Source organism: Streptomyces sp. NPDC053755 (genome assembly GCF_040677675.1).
Classification (GTDB): domain Bacteria; phylum Actinomycetota; class Actinomycetes; order Streptomycetales; family Streptomycetaceae; genus Streptomyces.
This window is the reverse complement of sequence record NZ_JBFASK010000009.1, coordinates 180,916-198,243: the sequence shown is the minus strand read 5'-3', so window position 1 is coordinate 198,243 and position 17,328 is coordinate 180,916. Positions and strand designations below refer to the sequence as shown.

At 74.3% G+C, this 17,328-nt stretch carries 18 protein-coding genes; 5 read left to right on the top strand and 13 right to left on the bottom strand.

Features of this window, described 5'->3' with window-relative positions; all coding sequences use genetic code 11:
- Nucleotides 1-50: 50 nt before the first annotated feature.
- Together AB0K65_RS12565 and AB0K65_RS12560 are read right to left on the bottom strand one after the other, a co-directional pair.
- On the bottom strand, nucleotides 51-734 hold the full coding sequence (locus tag AB0K65_RS12565) for a DUF6766 family protein (RefSeq protein WP_365715785.1): 684 nt from the start codon (nucleotides 732-734) through the stop codon (nucleotides 51-53).
- An 86-nt stretch (nucleotides 735-820) separates the two neighbouring features.
- Complete coding sequence (locus tag AB0K65_RS12560; protein WP_365715784.1) at nucleotides 821-1,234, bottom strand: hypothetical protein; 414 nt, start codon at nucleotides 1,232-1,234, stop codon at nucleotides 821-823.
- Between the two features lie 121 nt (nucleotides 1,235-1,355).
- Here AB0K65_RS12560 and AB0K65_RS12555 point away from each other — a divergent pair, with 121 nt between their 5' ends.
- Nucleotides 1,356-1,850 (top strand): DUF6328 family protein, encoded by a 495-nt coding sequence (locus AB0K65_RS12555; RefSeq protein WP_365715783.1) that lies wholly within the window; start codon nucleotides 1,356-1,358, stop codon nucleotides 1,848-1,850.
- 91 nt (nucleotides 1,851-1,941) lie between these two features.
- Here AB0K65_RS12555 and AB0K65_RS12550 read toward each other — a convergent pair whose 3' ends face one another.
- The 8 genes from AB0K65_RS12550 to AB0K65_RS12515 form a co-directional block, all read right to left on the bottom strand.
- On the bottom strand, nucleotides 1,942-3,489 hold the full coding sequence (locus tag AB0K65_RS12550; RefSeq protein WP_365715782.1) for an ATP-dependent DNA ligase: 1,548 nt from the start codon (nucleotides 3,487-3,489) through the stop codon (nucleotides 1,942-1,944).
- 48 nt (nucleotides 3,490-3,537) lie between these two features.
- Nucleotides 3,538-4,740, bottom strand: a complete 1,203-nt coding sequence (locus AB0K65_RS12545) for a DUF6397 family protein (protein WP_365715781.1) — start codon at nucleotides 4,738-4,740, stop codon at nucleotides 3,538-3,540.
- Nucleotides 4,741-4,874: 134 nt separating this feature from the next.
- Nucleotides 4,875-5,288, bottom strand: a complete 414-nt coding sequence (locus AB0K65_RS12540) for a roadblock/LC7 domain-containing protein (protein ID WP_365715780.1) — start codon at nucleotides 5,286-5,288, stop codon at nucleotides 4,875-4,877.
- Nucleotides 5,289-5,417: 129 nt separating this feature from the next.
- Entirely contained in the window at nucleotides 5,418-6,035 is a 618-nt protein-coding gene (locus AB0K65_RS12535; protein WP_365715779.1) for an ATP/GTP-binding protein, read from the bottom strand.
- Nucleotides 6,016-6,402: a DUF742 domain-containing protein gene (locus AB0K65_RS12530; protein WP_365715778.1), complete on the bottom strand. Its 387-nt coding sequence runs from the start codon at nucleotides 6,400-6,402 to the stop codon at nucleotides 6,016-6,018. Before AB0K65_RS12530 ends, AB0K65_RS12535 begins: the two co-directional genes overlap by 20 nt.
- Before the next feature lie 235 nt (nucleotides 6,403-6,637).
- Nucleotides 6,638-7,072, bottom strand: coding sequence for a roadblock/LC7 domain-containing protein (locus tag AB0K65_RS12525; RefSeq protein ID WP_365715777.1), 435 nt, complete (start codon nucleotides 7,070-7,072; stop codon nucleotides 6,638-6,640).
- Complete coding sequence (locus tag AB0K65_RS12520; RefSeq protein ID WP_365715776.1) at nucleotides 7,069-9,840, bottom strand: nitrate- and nitrite sensing domain-containing protein; 2,772 nt, start codon at nucleotides 9,838-9,840, stop codon at nucleotides 7,069-7,071. The genes AB0K65_RS12525 and AB0K65_RS12520 overlap by 4 nt, the downstream gene beginning before the upstream one ends.
- A gap of 90 nt (nucleotides 9,841-9,930) precedes the next feature.
- Nucleotides 9,931-10,767: an MHYT domain-containing protein gene (locus tag AB0K65_RS12515; protein ID WP_365715775.1), complete on the bottom strand. Its 837-nt coding sequence runs from the start codon at nucleotides 10,765-10,767 to the stop codon at nucleotides 9,931-9,933.
- A 184-nt stretch (nucleotides 10,768-10,951) separates the two neighbouring features.
- Here AB0K65_RS12515 and AB0K65_RS12510 point away from each other — a divergent pair, with 184 nt between their 5' ends.
- The 4 genes from AB0K65_RS12510 to AB0K65_RS12495 all read left to right on the top strand — a co-directional run bounded on the left by AB0K65_RS12510 (nucleotide 10,952) and on the right by AB0K65_RS12495 (nucleotide 14,965).
- Nucleotides 10,952-11,563: a class I SAM-dependent methyltransferase gene (locus AB0K65_RS12510; protein WP_365715774.1), complete on the top strand. Its 612-nt coding sequence runs from the start codon at nucleotides 10,952-10,954 to the stop codon at nucleotides 11,561-11,563.
- A gap of 305 nt (nucleotides 11,564-11,868) precedes the next feature.
- A complete protein-coding gene (locus AB0K65_RS12505; protein ID WP_365715795.1) occupies nucleotides 11,869-12,156 on the top strand; it encodes a hypothetical protein in 288 nt (95 codons plus the stop codon).
- A 208-nt stretch (nucleotides 12,157-12,364) separates the two neighbouring features.
- Nucleotides 12,365-13,225 (top strand): hypothetical protein, encoded by an 861-nt coding sequence (locus AB0K65_RS12500; RefSeq protein WP_365715773.1) that lies wholly within the window; start codon nucleotides 12,365-12,367, stop codon nucleotides 13,223-13,225.
- 348 nt (nucleotides 13,226-13,573) lie between these two features.
- Nucleotides 13,574-14,965, top strand: coding sequence for a tannase/feruloyl esterase family alpha/beta hydrolase (locus AB0K65_RS12495; protein WP_365715772.1), 1,392 nt, complete (start codon nucleotides 13,574-13,576; stop codon nucleotides 14,963-14,965).
- A gap of 40 nt (nucleotides 14,966-15,005) precedes the next feature.
- Here the strand turns inward: AB0K65_RS12495 and AB0K65_RS12490 are convergent, their stop codons facing one another.
- The 3 genes from AB0K65_RS12490 to AB0K65_RS12480 form a co-directional block, all read right to left on the bottom strand.
- Nucleotides 15,006-15,557 (bottom strand): MOSC domain-containing protein, encoded by a 552-nt coding sequence (locus AB0K65_RS12490; RefSeq protein WP_365715771.1) that lies wholly within the window; start codon nucleotides 15,555-15,557, stop codon nucleotides 15,006-15,008.
- Between the two features lie 87 nt (nucleotides 15,558-15,644).
- A complete protein-coding gene (locus AB0K65_RS12485) occupies nucleotides 15,645-15,824 on the bottom strand; it encodes a hypothetical protein (RefSeq protein WP_365715770.1) in 180 nt (59 codons plus the stop codon).
- A gap of 46 nt (nucleotides 15,825-15,870) precedes the next feature.
- Complete coding sequence (locus AB0K65_RS12480) at nucleotides 15,871-16,971, bottom strand: acyl-CoA desaturase (RefSeq protein ID WP_365715769.1); 1,101 nt, start codon at nucleotides 16,969-16,971, stop codon at nucleotides 15,871-15,873.
- Nucleotides 16,972-17,328: the final 357 nt, after the last annotated feature.

Below are 17,328 nucleotides of genomic sequence, written 5' to 3'. Positions count from 1 at the left end.
GAGCGTGCGTGCCAGGCGTCGCGGGGCAGGCGGGACTTTCGAAACACGCCCTAGCCCTCGACCCCCGTCGCCCCGTGCGACGCGCCGACCGGCTTGGACTCGGGAGAGCCCCGCTGGCGCAGGAAGACGGCGAAGATCGCCATCGATCCGACCGCGAGCAGCTCGGACTGCCAGTTCTGCAGCGTACGGCTCCAGAAGTCGGGCGAGCCGAGGTACTCCGTCCAGGGCAGCGGGTCCTGGAGGGAACCGAGCCGCTCCTCGCTCTCGGCGGCGGCGCCGGCCACCGACTGGGCGAACCAGGAGCCGAGGAAGATCAGGAGCATCAGCGCGCCGAGGGACCGGGAGTAGAGCGCCTGGCGCGGCCCGCCGCCCGCTGCCCATCGGGGCGAGTCCTCCCGGGCGTGCGCGCCCGCGTGCTGCTGCCGGTCGGATTCCGTCCCCGCCTTGTGCAGCTCCTTGGACTCGGGGGAACCCCGCTGCAGCAGCCAGACCGTCAGGACGATGAAGAGGAAGAACTGCAGGTACTCCGACTGCCAGTTCTCGGTGACGTTCACGGCGAAGTGCGAGGTGGCGAGGTAGGTGCCGAAGCCGACCTCCGACAGCCCCTCCGCACGCAGCTCCTCGTTGTACTCCGCGAGGCCGGCCAGCGCCTGCCCGAGCAGCGCGATCAGGAAACCGGCGCCGAAGACGACGGAGATGCCGTTGTCGCGCAGAAAACGGGCCGCCCGGTTCATCCGTGCATCGCCCCCACCGCGGTGAAGTAGACCAGACCGCCGGCCAGGGCCAGCAGGTACAGCACGAACATCACACGCATGACGGTTCAGTCCCCCTTCACGTCGCAGGCGTAGGGGCGGTCGGTCCGCGGCGTGCAGCCGGCCCCGGTGATCCGCCAGCCCTCGCCGGAGGAGGCGAGGAAGTACGTGTCCCCGTCGAGGACCACCTGTGCGTGGCGGCCGTAGACGGCGGTGGAGCGGACGGCCCCGGCGAATGGCAGGTCCGCGTCGGTGAGCCCGTCGGCGCAGGTCGGGCCGGGATCGTCGGCCAGTTCCTCGCGTACGGTCGGCGCGAGCAGGGCGCAGGCGGCGGCCATGTCGTGCGCGGCGGCGCGGCGTGCGAACCGCTCCGCCGTCGCGGTGACCGCGTCGGTGCGCTCCTCCGGAACCGAGCAGCCGCCAAGGAGCACGCCCCCCACCACCACGGCCAGCAGAAGCGACGCGGCGCTCCCCCGCCTCATTCGCCCGCCCTCCCGGGATTGAAGGTCGCCACGGCCGGTTACCCGCGACAGGGGAACGAAAACGGGAGGTTCCGTGTCCAGCCATGCGGACCCAGGACAAAGGGGCGGAGGGGACGGTCTCGTGCGGGGGCGCCACGAGACCCCGGAGGAAAGCGCCGACCGGCGATGGGGCGAGTTGATGCAGGAGATCCGGGTGGCCCAGACGGGCGTCCAGATCCTCTTCGGGTTTCTTCTCACCGTGGTCTTCACCGCCCGATTCCCGGAGCTTCCGGCGACCGACCGGACGATCTACATCATCACCGTCTCCCTGGGCGCGGCGGCGACCGGCGCGCTCATCGGGCCGGTGTCGTTCCACCGTCTGGTGGCGGGACGCCGGATCAAGCCGCAGGCGGTGGTGTGGGCCTCGCGCCTGACGGCCCTGGGGCTGCTCCTGCTGCTCGCCACCCTGACCTCGGCGCTGACCCTGATCCTGCGGGTGGCGACGGGAGCCGCTTACGTCCCCTGGCTGGTCGGCGGCCTGGTCGCCTGGTATCTGCTCACCTGGTACGTGCTTCCGCTCTGGGTGCGCCATCGGTACACGAACCGCAACGACGACGGTGACGGTGAGGGCGAGTGACGGGCGGAGAAGGAGGCCATCCGGCGCGGTGGGGGCGGTCGGGGCCGTGAGAGAGAGGTCGGGGCCGTGAGGGCGGCCGGGGTGTCCCTGATCAGGCGGCGCCGGTGACCTGCTCGATCGTGTCGGCCTGGGAGGCCGGCTTGTCGGGACGGTGGCGCAGGACCCGGGCGAAGCGCAGGGTGACCCCGGCGGGGTAGCGGGTGGAGCGCTGCAGGCCGTCGTAGGCGATCTCGACGACCAGTTCCGGCCGGACCCGCACGGTGAACCCGTCGTCCTCGACCGCCAGTTCACGCAGGATCTCGGTCTGCCGACGGAGCATCTCATCGGTGAGGCCCTTGAAGGTCTTGCCGAGCATCACGAAGGTGCCGTCGGCGGCCCGGGCCCCGAGGTGGAGGTTGGAGAGCAGCCCGGTGCGACGCCCATGGCCCCATTCCGCCGCGAGGACGACCAGGTCGAGCGTGTGGACGGGCTTGACCTTCAGCCACGTACGGCCGCGGCGCCCTGCCACATAGGGGGCGTCCAGCGCCTTGACGAGGACTCCCTCATGTCCGCGGCCCAGGGTGTCGGCGAAGAACCGCTCGGCCGCCTCCACCAGATCGGCCTCGGCAGGGTCGGCCACGACGGTACGGCGCACCCGCAGGGGCTCGGGGAGGATCCGCGCGAGGACCTCGTGGCGTTCGTGACCGGGGTGGTCGATGAGGACCTCGCCGTCGGCGGCGAGGACGTCGAAGAAGACCGGCGAGAGGGGCAGGGTCGCGTGGGCGGTGGCGACGTCGACGCGGGAGCCGACGCGGGAGGCGATGTCCTGGAAGGCCAGGGGGCGGCCGGTGGCGGGGTCGAGGGCGATGACCTCGCCGTCCAGGATGAAGGGGTCGGCGGACGTCTCGCGGGCCAGGGCGACGACCTCGGGCAACCGGTCGGTGATGTCGTCCAGGGAGCGGGTGAACACGCGCACGGCGTCACCCTGACGGTGCACCTGGACGCGGATGCCGTCGAGCTTCTCCTCGACCACACAGGCGCCGAGAGCGGCGACGGCCTCGGTGACGGACGCGGCGGTGTGCGCGAGCATCGGCTGGATGGGGACACCGACCCGCAGCGCGAAGGCGTCCAGGGCCGCCGGACCCTCCGCGAGGACGGCCTTGGCCACGCGGGGAAGGGACCCTTCGAGCATCACCGCGCGCCGGAGGTCGGCGGAGGGCACGGTCGCGGCCCGGGCCACGCCTTCGAGCGCGATGGCGTCGAGCGCCCCTTGGCGCACCTCCCCGGAGAGCAGCCGGATCAGGAACTCCTGCTCGGGCAGGGTGGCACCGGCCATCAGCTCGTTGAGGAGGGCGGCCCGCCGCGCCTGCGATCCGGCGCCGGAGACGGCGGCGAGCTCGGCCATGACGGCATCGGTGCCGGCGAGGGTGAGGGTGGGCTCCGGAGCGGGCGGCACGGAGGGCGGAATCGCGTTCTTCAGCACGCTCCAGCCGACTCCGATGCGGCCCTGCGGGAGCCTGCCGGAGAGGTAGGCGATCACCAGCGGGCTTTCCTCGGGCAGGGCCTCGGAGAACAGCTCGGCCAGGACCGCGATCTTCCGCGAGCGGGCGGAGGTGGCGGCCACCTGGTGGGACGCGTCGGCGAGTCGGGCCAGCAGCATGCGGTCATCGTGCCCGCGCGACACCGCCTCCGCACCTCGGATCTCCGCTCAGCCACCGCTTCTCGCCACCCACGGGTCCTCCGCCCCCGGGCGGCGGGCCCGCCCGCCGGGCCGGTTTCGAGGGAGGTGCCGGGCCGGTTCATGGCCGCGGTGCCGGGCCGGTCCGGGGGCGCCGCGGCGCCGGGGCCGCTCGCCCTCCTCTCCTTCCGGCGCCACCAGCGGTCGAGGAGCCCGCGCGCCGTCCGGCGGACGGCCGGACGCGGGAGCGCCGCCGGACGCGAAGGCGAGGCAGGGCGCGAGGACGCCGGCGCTCGCGGGGGGGCCGCCGGGCGGCGCGAGCGCCGGGAGGGGCCGCGCTCCACGGTCGGCTCCACGGTCGGGGCGGGGGGCCTGGCGCTGCTCTCGGGCCTCGTCGAGAGCGAGGACCAGACTCAGCCGGTGCCAGAGGATCTCGTCGGGGTCGTCCGCGAGGAGCAGCCGGTCCGTGATCTCGAGGGCGGCGGCGGATTCGGTGCGGCCGGACGGCGGCTCGGGACGCAGCCTGTCCAGATACGCGCGTTCGTACGGGTCGTCGGCGACCTCGGCGAGCTGGACGGGGTCGAGGAGCGAGGCGATCGCCGCCGCCCGCTCCCAGGGGTCCTCGGTCGACCTCAGCAGCAGACCCAGCCTTCTCGCCCGCCAGTTGCGCGGGCGGTGGTCCTCCCCCGCCTCGAACCTCTCGCGGACGGGCCGCGGAAGCCTGCCCGTGAGCAGTTCCCGGTGGGCCAGGGCGAACTCGCCCAGCTCACCGGCGAGGTACAGCCACACCACGGTCCGATAGCGGTTCAGATAGAACCGCACCGGACTGAAGTGCCCCGTCCTGGCGAGCTTGGTGAAGCGGTCCGGTGTCACGGAGAGGAGGGCGGCCGCCTCCGCCGTCCCGACCGCCCGCACCCGCTCACGCAGACCGTGTGGGAAGTCCGGTGCGGCACGGAGCCGGTCGATCTCCCGCCGGTCCACCCGTCGCCGCGCACCCCGCGCGCCGAACGGGCCGCGCGTCCCACCCGTACCGAAGGAGCCACGCGTGCTCCCCGTGCCGAGGGAGCCGGGTGGGCCGGCCGTGCCGTCCCCGGCCGGGCCGCCGGGCCCGGCGGCCGGAACCGTGCGGACCAGGCCCAGCTGCAGGGCGAGCCGGAACTCCTCGCGCCGCAGCTCCAGCTCCTGCGCGGCCCGCCCCAGTGCCAGCGTGCGCGCGCCGTCGTCCACCGTCATGACGATCTCCCCCGTGAGTGACGAATACTCTCGGTGACGACCGTAGCTCGCGGTGATCGGCTCCGCCCGGGCCTGTGGACAACTCGGCCCGGACCCACCCCAGCGCTCCGGTGGAGCACGGAGGGCGGCGCCGGTCAGAGTTCGGCGAAGCCCGCCCGGCCCGGTTGCCGTGCGGCGACGGCGAGGTGCTCACCGACCCGGTTGACCAGCAACGTCATCTCGTACGCCACCTGCCCGACATCGGCCTCGGCGGCGCTCAGCACGCACAGGCAGCTGCCCTCGCCCGCCGCGGTCACGAAGAGCAGCGCGTCGTCGAACTCCACCATCGTCTGCCGGGCGCGGCCTGCCTTGAAGTGGCGGCCCGAACCCCTGGCCAGGCTGTGCAGACCCGACGAGACGGCGGCCAGATGCTCGGCGTCCTCCCGCTCGAGTTCGCTGCTCGCCCCGGTCACCAGCCCGTCGTTCGACAGGACCAGCGCGTGACGTATGTACCCGACCCGCTGGGTCAGGTCGTCCAGGAGCCAGTCCAGTCCCTTGTCCAGCGCCATGCGGTCCTCCCCCTGTGTGCGCGTCCCCGTCGACCCGTAGTCCCCGTGGTCCGCGTGTCGTGAGCAAGCCTTACGCACTGTCGTGGACAGGGCAAGGACCCCTCGGGCGCTGCGTGCCGCGGTGGCCGCTCAGCCGACCGAGTCCAGGAGGCGGGCGGTGTGCATCCTGCCCGCGTACTCGACCAGCCTGATCAGCACCTCCTTCCCCGAATCGCGGTCCCTCGCGTCGCACAGCACCACCGGCGTGCCCCGGTCGAGGTCCAGTGCTCGCGAGACCTCGTGGGCACCGTAGTTGCGGGCTCCGACGAAGCAGTTCACGGCGACGACGAACGGGATCTTCCGGTGCTCGAAGTAGTCCACCGCCGGGAAGCAGTCCTCCAGGCGCCGCGTGTCGGCCAGCACGACCGCGCCGAGCGCGCCCTGGGACAGCTCGTCCCAGAGGAACCAGAACCGGTCCTGCCCCGGCGTGCCGAAGAGGTACAGGGACAGGCCGGAGCGGATCGTGATCCGGCCGAAGTCCATGGCCACGGTCGTGGTGGTCTTCTGGCGGACGCCTCCCGTGTCGTCCACAGACTCCCCCGCCCGGCTCAGCCGTTCCTCCGTACGCAGGGGGCGGATCTCGCTGACCGCGCCCACCAGGGTCGTCTTGCCGACGCCGAATCCGCCGGCGACCAGGATCTTCAACGCGAGGGACGTGCTGTCCACGTCGCCGTCCTCGCCGGTGCTGTCAGAGCGCTCGTAGGCCATCGATGACTTCCCTCAGGATCCGTTCGTCGGGCAGCTGTGCGGGCGGTACGGGCCTGCTGACCTTGACGAAGCCCGCTTCGAGCAGGTCGCCGAGGAGGACCCGGACCACGCCGACGGGCAGGTCGGCGTCGGCGGCGAGTTCCGCCACGGACTGGGTCTCGGCCCGGCACAGGGAGAGCAGGGCCCGGTGCTCGGGGCCGAGGAGCGATTCCTCGGTCCCGCCGGGCGGATCGTCGTCGACGACGACCAGCGCGATGAGGTCGAACCGGACGTTGCTGGGGCCCGGCTTGGTGCGACCACCGGTCATGGCGTAGGGCCGTACGAGCGGCCCGGCGTCGGCGTCGTACCACTGACTGCCCGGCGCCACCGCCCCTCCGCCACGAGGCCCGGAACCCGGCGCAAGGCCGTACCCGCCACGAGGCCCGGAACCCGGCGCAAGGCCGTACCCGGAGCCGTACTCCGGCCCGGGGCCGTGGCCGGGCCCGGATCCGTCCCCGGAGACGTTCCCGGGCCCCGGAGCCGAGCCGTGGCCGGCGTACCCGAGCCCGGGTCCGTACCCGGGGGCCGGGCCGGTGCTGTCGTCGTTCATGGGTGCCTCCGGGTCAGCCGGCGGCCGGTGGGGTCACGGTGAGTCTCGGCGGGGTGTGCAGGTGCTCACCGACCCGCTTCACCAGGCGCGCCATCTCGTACGCGATGAGGCCGATGTCGGCGGCCGCCGAGCTGAGGACGGCCAGGCACGAACCGTCGCCCGCCGCCGCGACGAAGAGGAAGCCGTCGTCCATCTCGACCATCGTCTGGCGCACGCCGCCGGTACGGAAGTGCCGGCCCGCTCCCTTGGCGAGGCTGTTGAACCCGGAGGCGATGGCGGCGAGGTGCTCCGCGTCCTCCCGGCTGAGACCGCTGGAGGCGCCGACTGCCAGGCCGTCGTCGGACAGGACGACGGTGTGGCGGACCTCGCGGACCCGGAAGACCAGGTCGTCGAGGAGCCAGTCGAGCTCACCGGACCGATGGTGGGACGGCCTCTCGTGGTCGATCATTCCTGGTCTCCTTCTCTGCCGAAGCCGGTTCCGAGGGGGCGTCTGGTGCCGGGGGCCTCGCCGCCGCCGCGCGTCCAGCCGTCGCGGTAGGCGGACATACGGTCCCTGACCTGTTCGGGGGTGCGTTCCCGCTCGCCGCGGACGGCCGGGGCGGGCAGCGGGTCCGGTGCGGGCGCCTCGCGCAGCTGCGGAGCGAGACTCGCCTGACGGACCCGGCGCGGCAGGTCGCCCGAGTCGTCCCCTGCGCCCGCCTCCGGCGGAGACGGCGGGACCGGGGAGGCCGCGCGCGGGGGCGGCGGGGACGGCGGCGAGGCCGGCACGGACGCCTGCCGGGCGGCCGCCGAACGGCCGCGCAGGCGCAGGGTGGTGACACCCGCCGTCGGAGTGGGCGACGGGCCGGCGCCGGGAGCCCGCTCGGCGTCGACGCCGAGCTTCCCCGCGGAGTCGTCGCCGGTGGCCTCCTGCCGCGCCGAGAGAGCGGGGACGCGCGGCGGACGGTGTGCGGGAGGGGACGGTACGGAGGCGACGGCGGCGGGCCGCGGAGCCGGTCCCGGCGCCGGGACCGGTGCCGGGTCCTCGGCGCCCGGTTCCGCTCCGGTCGTCCGGGTCCCCGCGCCCGGTGGGAGCGCGCCCTGGAGGAGATCGGTCGGCAGCAGGACGACCGCGGTCGTGCCCCCGTACGGCGAGGTCCGCAGATGGACCTTGATGCCGTGACGGGAGGAGAGGCGGCTGACGACGAACAGGCCGAGCCGGTCGCTGTCGAACAGGTCGAGGGCCTCGGACTGCTCGATCCTGGTGTTGGCCTCGGCGAGGGTCTCCTTGCCCATGCCCAGGCCCCGGTCCTCGATCTCCAGGGCGTAGCCGTTGCCGACGGGTTCGCCGCTGATCCGCACCTTGGTGTGGGGCGGGGAGAACTGGGCCGCGTTCTCGATGAGTTCGGCCAGCAGGTGGGTGAGGTCGGCGACGGCGCCGCCGACGACGGCCGTCTCGGGGAGGCGGCGCATCTCCACGCGCGCGTAGTCCTCGATCTCGGAGACGGCGGCGCGGACGACGTTGGTGAGCGGGACCGGCATCCGCCAGGCGCGGCCGGGAGCGGCGCCGGACAGGATGATCAGGCTTTCGGCATGGCGTCGCATCCGGGTGGTGAGGTGGTCGAGGCGGAAGAGGTCGCCCAGTTCGTTCGGGTCGTCGGCCCGGCGCTCCATGCTGTCCAGGAGGTTGAGCTGACGGTGCACCAGGACCTGGCTGCGGCGGGCGAGGTTGACGAAGACACCGGAGATCCCGCTGGCGAGTTCGGCGCGTTCGACGGCGGCGGAGAGCGCGGCGCGGTGGACGGTGGTGAGGGCCTCGCCGACCTGGCCGATCTCGTCCTGCGGAGCGGGCCCGGGCCCGGCCTCGGCCTGGACGTCGATGTCCTCGCCGGCGCGCAGCCGGCGCATGGCGGCGGGGAGTTCGCGCCGGGCGATCTCGAGAGCCGTGTTGCGCAAGGTGATGAGTTCGATGACCAGGGCGCGTCCGATGCGTACGGAGATGACGAGGGAGGCGGCGACGGCGCCGAGGCCGAGCAGGACCGCGGCGCCGCCGGCCGAGAGCGCGCCGCCCGTGAACGGGTCGGCACGGTCGGCGGCATCGCGCCGGGCGTCGGTCTCGATCCCGGCGAGCCCGGTGCGTACGACGGCGACCGCGTCGTCCCAGCCGGCGGCGGGTACGGCCTGTGCGGCCTTGCGTCCCGGGGCGGCCGCGCGGACCCGGTCCTCGGCGGCCACGAGCTGCCGGTGGCCCCGCTGGGCGGCGAGTCGCTGCCAGGCCGCGCGCTCGGGCCCGCGCAGGTCGGCGGTGGCCGCTTCGACGAGGGTGCGGCGGGTGTCGACCGCGCCGGCGAACTGCCGGAGCCTCGCGGCGGTGAACTCCCCGGTGAGGTGCGCGGAGCCGAGCAGCGCGTCCTCGCGGGCCAGCATCTCGCCCGCGCGGCCGAATTCGAGGAGCACGCGGGCGTCGGATCCGACCTGGGCGTCCTGGATGCCGCTCAGGGCCCCGCCCACGGCGAAGGCGGCCGAGATCGCCGCCGTGTACTCCTCGTACGTCCGGTCCCAGTCGGCGCGGCCCGCGGTCGCGGCGGCACGGATCGGCCCGAGGCCCTCGACCTTGGTGACGAACCGTCCGACGCGGTCGGCGACCTCGCGCGGGAGGTCACCGGTGTGGCCGACGGTGTGGCCGTCGCCCAGGCGGAGCCGGGCCACGGCGGCGGCGGTGCGCCCCGCGCTCTCCTCGAGCTCGGTGGCGCGCCCGGTCCCCGGCGCGGCGATCTGCCGGACGGCGGCGCGGCGCTCGGCCTGGAGGGCGGTGACGGCGGCGGCGACGGGGGCGCGGATCTCGGCGTCGACCCGCTGGAGCTGGCGCAGCCGGGCGATGTCCTGGGCGGTGGTGACGGTGGCGAATCCCCAGAGGGCGAGCAGCGACACGACCGGGACCATCAGGAGCGAGACGATCTTCGCGCGGACGGTACGGGGACGGAGGCCGAGCCGGCGGCGCGATCCTGCCGCGCCCGGCGACCGGGAGGGCTCCGGCGGCGCGGAGGACCGGGGTGGGGCGGAGGACCCGGGTGAGGCGGGCGGCCTGGCCGGGTGCCGGGGGGCGCGCGGTGCGGCGTGCGGGGCGCGCCCCGGTGGCTCCGGGGCGGGCGGCCCGGCGTGCGCGCGGCGCCCACGCGCCGCCGGGCGCGGCTTCGCCGTCGCGTCGGTGTCCTGGGTCCTGCGGGGAGTTCGCATGGCCTCCTCGTTCCGGCTGCGTCTTCCTGGTGCGGTGGGCGCTGCTGTGCGGTGTGCGCGGTGCGACGTGCGGGCCGGCGGGCGGTGTGCTCAGGCCCGTGCACCCGCGGCGGCCGGGGGATCGTGGTGGAAGCCGGGGGGCGCCACGTCGACGGCGTTCTCGTCCGGTTCGGTGAGGCGTCCGGCCGAGGCGTACGCGGCGCGTTCCCTGGCGGTCGGGGAGAGGGCGACGAAGGCCGCGGTGATGAAGAGGTAGGAGCCGAGGCCGACCGCGAGGGGGAAGATGAACTGCATCGCCGACGCCCCGGGGAGGGCGGCCGCGGAGGGGGTGACCTCGACGGAGACGGCGAACATGCCGGTGTAGTGCATGCTGCTGACCGCTGCCCCCATGACCAGGGAGGCGACCGCGACGGCGGCGGGCGCGTGGATGTTGAGGGCCGCCCACAGCGCCGCCGTCGCCGCGACGACGGCGATGCCGACGGAGAGCGCGACGAGCAGCGGGTCGTACCGCACCTGTCCGTGCAGGCGCAGCGCGGCCATGCCCATGTAGTGCATGCTCGCGACGCCGACGCCGGTGGTGAGCCCGCCGACGAGCAGGGAGCGGATCCGGTCGCGTCCGTAGCCGACGGCGAAGACGCCGACCCCGACGACGGCCATGGCGATCAGCAGGCTGAGGATGGTCAGCGGTACGTCGTAACGGATGTCCGTCCCGGTCGCGCCGAAGCCGAGCATCGCGACGAAGTGCATCGTCCAGATCCCGGTGCCGATCGCGGACGCGGCGGTGAGCAGCCAGTTGCGGCGCGACCGGCCGGTGGCGTCGAGCGCGCGGACCGTGCAGCGCAGCCCGAGGGCGGCGCCGGTGCAGGCCATCGCGTACGACAGCACGGGTGTCAGCCAGCCGAAGGTGGCGTGGTCCAGGTGTCCCATGACCCAGGGACGCTAGACCGCACAACGGGGCGCATCGGGGGCGCATTTCGAAACCTGATGGAATATGACGTAGAGATGTTCCAGAACGATCGTGCCGCGCTCGAACGTGCGCGCAGGACGTTCACCCCTGGGACTGAAGGTGCGGGCCCCGGTGCGGAACGCCCGGGTGGGGGATCATGGACGCATGAGCGACGACCCCACTCGTGTCCAGGAGTTCTTCGGCGCCCGCACCGCCGACTGGGACGCCCGTTTCCCCGACGACGGGCCCGCCTACGCCGCCGCCGTCGCCGATCTCGGTCTGCGGCCCGGCGACGCCGTGCTCGACGCGGGATGCGGCACCGGGCGGGCGCTGCCCGCGCTGCGCGCGGCCGTAGGCGCCGGAGGGACGGTCCTGGGCGCGGATCTGACCCCCGAGATGATCGCCGAGGCGGTACGCGCGGGGCGCGACGACGCGGCCGCGCTGCTGCTCGCGGACGTGGCCCGGCTGCCCTTGCGCGACGGCGGCCTCGACGCGGTGTTCGGGGCGGGGCTGATCTCCCATCTGGCGCGACCGGCCGACGGCCTGCGCGAGCTCGCCCGTGTCGTACGCCCCGGCGGCCGGCTCGCCCTCTTCCACCCGATCGGCCGGGCCGCCCTCGCGGCCCGCCACGGACGACGGATCACCGAGGACGACCTGCGCGCGGAGCCGAACCTCCGCCCCCTCCTCGCCGGTTCCGGCTGGCGGATGACCACGTACGTGGACCGGGACGACCGCTTCCTGGCGCTCGCCGTACGCGAGGATGACCGGCAGGGGTGAGCCGGGGCGCCCCAGCCGGCCGTGCGCGGGCGGGCGGCGGAATTCCCTTGGCGACCGGCGACCGCCCCCTGGCCACCGGGCCGGCGCGGGCGGGCGGCGGACTTCCTTGGTGACCGCCCGGCGCCCGGCGACCGGTCCGGCGCGCGAACCAGCGGCGCGTGTTCCCCTGGCGACCGGCACCGGGCGGGCGTCGACCGGCGCCCTTCTGTCAGGGCGGTCCGGTGACTACGGTGGAAGCTCCGGGCAGCCGTGCCCGGGGAAGGCGGCAGGCCGTGGCCCGCATACCCGCGATTCTGCGCAGCATCCTGCCCTCCGCCCGTCGGGCGGCGGGCCCCCCGCACCCGCCGACGTCCGAGCGACCGCCGGGGCACCAGCGGCGGCACAACGTCTTCGAGGCCGCGTCCGAGTACGTCGTCGGCTGCGTCGAGGACGATCAGCCGCGGGCGGAGGAGGCGTCGGGCTGGGTCTCCCCCGAAGCGCTCTCCTTCGGCGTCAACGAGCTGGCCTGCCGAGCGGTGATCGCGCTCGCCCGGGAACGGAATGAGTCCCCGCAGACCGTGGCCCGGACGCTCCTCGGCCTGCCGGACCACTGACCGGGCGCCGCCGAAGCCACGGCGAACCGGAGGAAACCACGCCCCGACGGCCGGCCCTTCGCGCCGGACCGCCGGCCGAACGGGCCGCCTGACCGTGCAAAGGGCCGGAACGAGCGGCGCCCCTTTCCGGTGCTTCCCTCCCGGAGACCCTCGACGTGCGGGTTACCCACTGGTTAAGGTGCGCCGACGACCAGATGGGGAGGCTGCCGTGGGCGGAACGGACCCTGCCGCCGACAACACCGTCGACGGCACCGACGACGACGCGCTGTACGTACTGACGGCTGTGCTGCTCACGCCCGCGCAGTTCCCCAGCGTGCTCGGCGACGACTACCCGGCGGCGTGCGCCGCGCTGGGCCTCGAACCGTACGCCGAGGGGTACGGGCTCGTGCTCGGCCAGGACGGCGAGGGCGCCCGGTGGACCGTGGTGGTCGACGACGTGTCGCTGGTCGCCGTCGCGATCGCCTCCTGGGACTGCGGGATGGCCTATGACCTCTCCCCCGACGAACGCTCCGTCGTGGCCGCGCTCCCCGGCTGGCCGCTCGCCGTCGCCACCGCCGCCTCCGACCTGCCGGAACCGCACGACCCGGAGCCGGAGGAGGGTGACCCCACGCCGCTGACCCCGCCCTCCGCGGACGTCTGGGGACCGGCCCAGCGCCGCCTCGGCGCGGACGAGGTGGCCCTGCAGTGGGCCGCCTGGCGGGCCCGGATGGACGACGAGGCAGGCACGGACGAGGCAGGCACGGGCACCGAGGAGCCGCCCGGGGACGGCGCCGGCGGGAGCGCCGACGCTCCGCCCGGCCCCTACGGCGGCGTGCGACGCGCCCTCGCCGAGCTGCGCGGCTATCTGGAGGCCCCGCCGCCGGTGGGCCGGGTGCGGTCGAGCTTCGCGACCGGCGGGGCGCGGATGCTGCGCGCCGACGGGCCCGGCTGGTCGCTCGTCGCCCGCACCGACGACATGGCCTTCGTCCTCCTGGACGACGAACCGCGCGAGGTGCTCCCGGTCACCCGCGGCCCCGAGCTTCCGGCACTCCTGGAAGCACTGGACGCGATGGCGGTACGCCCCTCCTGACGCGGAGCCCCCGCGCCCAGGCGATCCCCTGACGTCGAGAGGCCCCCCGTCGGGCCTTCCCCGCAACCCGAGGGCCCGTGGGCCGATCCCCCGGAGACCGCCCCCGGCGGTCGTCCGGGAACGGCCGGCACGCGATCGCCCTGACCGCGCGGAGCCGCCCCCAGGCGATCTCCCGGCACGGACGCTCTCCGGCGGTGACTCCAGCCCGGCCCGCAGCACGGCCGGTCCGCGCGGGAGCCCACATGGTTCCGCGATCCGAGGTGTGGGCCGGAACCATGGCCCGGGATGAGGGCCCCCAGCACGATGTGGCGGCGCACCCCGTTCCCCTCGTCCCACCGGAGGCCGTCCATGCGCCTGTTCAGAGGCGTCCCGCTGCTCGCCGCGCTCCTGGCGGGGGTGACCGTCGTCGGCCCCGTCGCCCCCGCCGGGGCCGACACCGGCTCACCCGCCGCCTGCGCCCGCCAGGACCGGCTCACGGTCCCCGGGGCCGCCCACCAGGAGACCGCCTGCCTGGCCGATCTGACGACGGCCGCCCTGGCGGGTACGCCGTACACCGACATGGCCGACCAGGCCGGTCTGGCCTCGAAGGGCACCGCGAACCCGTCCGGGGTCCCCGGCATCCAGATCGACGGCTACTTCCCCGACGACTCCCGTCTCAACGCCACGCACGGCTGGGCACACGACGCCCAGTTCGTGATCCGCCTGCCCGCCGACTGGAACGGCGGTCTCGTCGTCACCGGCGCCCCCGGCACCCGCCGCCAGTACTCCACCGACGCGCTCATCTCCGACCACGTGCTGGCCCAGGGCTTCCCCTACGCCGCCACCGACAAGGGGAACACCGGGCCGGACTTCTTCACCGACGGACGCGGGCCCGGAGACGCGGTCGCCGAGTGGAACCACCGGGTCACCGAGCTGACGAGGGCCGCCAGGAAGACCGTGCGGCAGCGGTACGGCCGGGCTCCGGAGCGCACGTACATGACCGGCATCTCGAACGCCGGCTATCTGACCCGCTGGCAGCTGGAGAACCGGCCCGAGCTGTACGACGGAGGGGTCGACTGGGAGGGCGTGCTCTGGACCACCCGGGGACCGAACCTGCTCACCACCCTGCCCGTGACCGTGGCCCGTTCCCTCGGCCGGGCGTCCGACGAGGACCTGTTCGACGCCGGTTTCGCGCCCGGCTCGCGCTTCCTGTGGCCGTACCACGAGAAGGCCTACTGGGGGCTCACCCAGAAGATCTTCCGGGCCGAGTTCGACCCCGCGTACGATCCGCACTGCCCGGGCGCGACCGCGGGCACGACGGTCGAGCGGATCCTCGCGCCGTGCGCGTCCGACGCCGCGTACGACTACGCCTCACGGCCCCGCTCGGTCCACCGGGCGGTCGAGAGGGTCGCCCTGACGGGCCGGATCGGCAAGCCGCTCATCACCCTGCACGGCGATCTCGACACGCTGCTGCCCATCGCGGCCGACTCGGACGTCTACGCGCGGATGATCGACGACCGGGGGCGTGGCGGGCTGCACCGGTACTACACGATCCAGGACGGGACCCACACCGACGGCCTCTTCGACACCTATCCGGACCGGCTGCGGCCGATCCTGCCCTGCTACCGCTCGGCCTTCGCGGCCATGAGGCGCTGGGTGGAAGGCGACGTGGCGCCGCCGGCGGACCGGACGGTCTCCCGGCCCGCCACCGGTGACGTGGTCAACACGTGCGCGCTGGAGGGGCCCGGTCCGGCGCGCTGACGCGCGCCCGGGAACCGGCGGGGTCCGCACGAGCCGGGACTCAGACCTTCTCCAGCGGGCGGTGCGGCTCCGGCGGCAGGTCGACGGCGATCGGGTCGCCGGGCCGCACCACTCCGCCGGTCAGCACGATGCCCATGATCCCGGCCTTGCGGACGAGCCGGCCGTCCTCGTCGCGGCCGAGCACCTGCTTGAGCAGCCCGTGGCGGTAGCCGTCGATCTGCGCGCACGGGTTGCGCAGCCCCGTCACCTCGACGACGGCATCGGCACCGAGGCGGAGCCGGGTGCCGGTCGGCAGGCCGAGGAGGTCGATCCCCCGGGTCGTGATGTTCTCGCCGAGGGCGCCCGGCGGGACGTCGAAACCGGAGTCCGCCACCTCGTCGAGCAGCTCGGCGTGTATCAGGTGCACCTGGCGGAGGTTGGGGGCGGTCGGGTCCTTCGCCATCCGCGACCGGTGCCTGACCGTCACGCCCGCGTGGACGTCGCCCTCCACGCCCAGACCGGCGAGGAGGGTGACGCTCTCCCGGTTCGGCTTGGTGAAGGCGTACACGCCGTTGCTGCTGACCGTCGTCACGGTCCCGTCGGTCCCGCTCATGGTGCCGGGCTCCCCTCTCCGGTCTCCGGGCTGCTGATCGCCTCCGACCCTACGGGAGCCCGCGCGGGCGTCCGCGGAGGTCTCTCGTCAGCGGAGTTCCTTGCGGGAGATCCGGCGCAGCCGGCGCCGCTGGGCGGGATCGAGTGCCAGGTAGGCCACGGCCGGCACGCCGAGGACCACGAGGAGCGACATCCAGAATCCGATGAGGGGCATCAGGAGGAGGCCGACGGCCACTCCCGCGACCACTGCCTTCGTACGTGTCGTCATGGTCCGTCGTCTCGTCTCTTCTCTCGGGGCCGCCGCGCCGAAGCGCTCAGGCCGTCGTACGGAGCGGCTCGCCGACCTCGTGCAGATGCCCGAGCGCCTGCCGGTAGGACTCGACGAATCCCGTCTCCGTGTAGGGGATACCCAGTGTGCGGCAGTGCGCACGCACGGCGGGCTGGGCGAGCCGCAGGTGCGGCCTCGGCATGCTCGGGAAGAGGTGGTGCTCGATCTGGTAGTTGAGCCCGCCGAGGAACCAGTCCGTCAGGGCTCCGCCGCGGATGTTGCGGGAGGTCAGTACCTGGCGGCGCAGGTGGCCCCAGTTGTCACCGTCCGGGTGCGTGTCGGGCGTCTCCATGCCCTTGTGGTTGGGAGCGAAGGCCAGGCCCAGGTGGAGTCCGAGGAGCATCTGGTGGATCAGGGCGAAGAGCAGTGCCTGGCCGACGGTGAGGGTGGAGAGCAGCAGGGCGGCGTAGCCGGCGACGTGGGCGAGGAGCAGGGCGCCTTCGAGGAGCCGTTCGCGCCGGGTTTTGAAGGGCCCTTCCGTGGAGAGCAGGGCCTGGAATCCGTAGACCTTGAGGGCGATGCCCTCCAGCGTGGTGAGCGGGAAGAACAGCCAGGCCTGATGGCGGGTGAGCCAGCCGCGCAGTCCCGTGCGGCCCTCGGCCTGGTGCGGGGCGAAGACGAGGACGTCGGCGGCGACGTCCGGGTCCTTGTCGAGGTGGTTGGGGTTGGCGTGGTGGCGGTTGTGCTTGTCGTTCCACCATTCCCGGCTCATGCCGAGGAGGAGGTCGGCGTGGACGAGCTGGAGGATCCGGCCCAGGCGGCGGTCGGCGGTGATCTGCGCGTGTCCCGCGTCGTGGCCGACGAACGCCACGCGGGCGGAGAGCAGGGCGAACGGCACGGCGAGGAGGAGGGCCCACCAGGAGGGGCCGAGGAGGACCAGGCCGGCCACCACGGCGCCGAGGCCGAGGAGGTTGACCGCCATGCCGCGGGCGTACCAGCCGACCCTGCGTTCGAGCAGGCCCTGTTCCTTGATGGTGCGCAGGAGCGGTGCGAACTCGCTGCCGGCGCCTCTGCTCGCGGTGGCGGACGCCGGCGCCGGGGGCGTGCTCCGATCGGGCGCCGTGAGGGTGGCGGTGGCCTGGGGCATGACGTTCTCCGGGGTCCGTGGGCGGGGCCCGGGCGCGGCCCGCCCGGCTGCTTCGAACCTACGGAGGGGTGATCGCCCGCAGCCATGGCGTCATCCCCCGACATCCCCGGGGGATGGCCCGGGTGCCGGGGTGGGGCTGCCTCCACCCCGGCGGGGTCGGCTTCGCCTCCGGCGCGCACGGCGGGGTCGGCTTCGCCCGGCGCCCGCCACGCGCTGCGAGGAGCCGCGGGAACGCACACGGGCCGGAGGCCGCGGTGGTCACCGTCGTGGCGCTTGCGCAGTCGCCGGACGCCGCGGGCGCCCATCCGCGCAGTCGTCGGACGCCGCAGTCGTCGGTCATCGCCCGGTCCACCACCG

Bases quoted from the DNA above. Each gene is read 5' to 3' on its own strand.
- AB0K65_RS12565 (WP_365715785.1), bottom strand. From the start codon at position 734: ATGAACCGGGCGGCCCGTTTTCTGCGCGACAACGGCATCTCCGTCGTC.
- AB0K65_RS12560 (WP_365715784.1), bottom strand. From the start codon at position 1,234: ATGAGGCGGGGGAGCGCCGCGTCGCTTCTGCTGGCCGTGGTGGTGGGG.
- AB0K65_RS12550 (WP_365715782.1), bottom strand. From the start codon at position 3,489: ATGCTGCTGGCCCGACTCGCCGACGCGTCCCACCAGGTGGCCGCCACC.
- AB0K65_RS12545 (WP_365715781.1), bottom strand. From the start codon at position 4,740: ATGACGGTGGACGACGGCGCGCGCACGCTGGCACTGGGGCGGGCCGCG.
- AB0K65_RS12540 (WP_365715780.1), bottom strand. From the start codon at position 5,288: ATGGCGCTGGACAAGGGACTGGACTGGCTCCTGGACGACCTGACCCAG.
- AB0K65_RS12535 (WP_365715779.1), bottom strand. From the start codon at position 6,035: ATGGCCTACGAGCGCTCTGACAGCACCGGCGAGGACGGCGACGTGGAC.
- AB0K65_RS12525 (WP_365715777.1), bottom strand. From the start codon at position 7,072: ATGATCGACCACGAGAGGCCGTCCCACCATCGGTCCGGTGAGCTCGAC.
- AB0K65_RS12520 (WP_365715776.1), bottom strand. From the start codon at position 9,840: ATGCGAACTCCCCGCAGGACCCAGGACACCGACGCGACGGCGAAGCCG.
- AB0K65_RS12515 (WP_365715775.1), bottom strand. From the start codon at position 10,767: ATGGGACACCTGGACCACGCCACCTTCGGCTGGCTGACACCCGTGCTG.
- AB0K65_RS12510 (WP_365715774.1), top strand. From the start codon at position 10,952: ATGAGCGACGACCCCACTCGTGTCCAGGAGTTCTTCGGCGCCCGCACC.
- AB0K65_RS12495 (WP_365715772.1), top strand. From the start codon at position 13,574: ATGCGCCTGTTCAGAGGCGTCCCGCTGCTCGCCGCGCTCCTGGCGGGG.
- AB0K65_RS12490 (WP_365715771.1), bottom strand. From the start codon at position 15,557: ATGAGCGGGACCGACGGGACCGTGACGACGGTCAGCAGCAACGGCGTG.
- AB0K65_RS12485 (WP_365715770.1), bottom strand. From the start codon at position 15,824: ATGACGACACGTACGAAGGCAGTGGTCGCGGGAGTGGCCGTCGGCCTC.
- AB0K65_RS12480 (WP_365715769.1), bottom strand. From the start codon at position 16,971: ATGCCCCAGGCCACCGCCACCCTCACGGCGCCCGATCGGAGCACGCCC.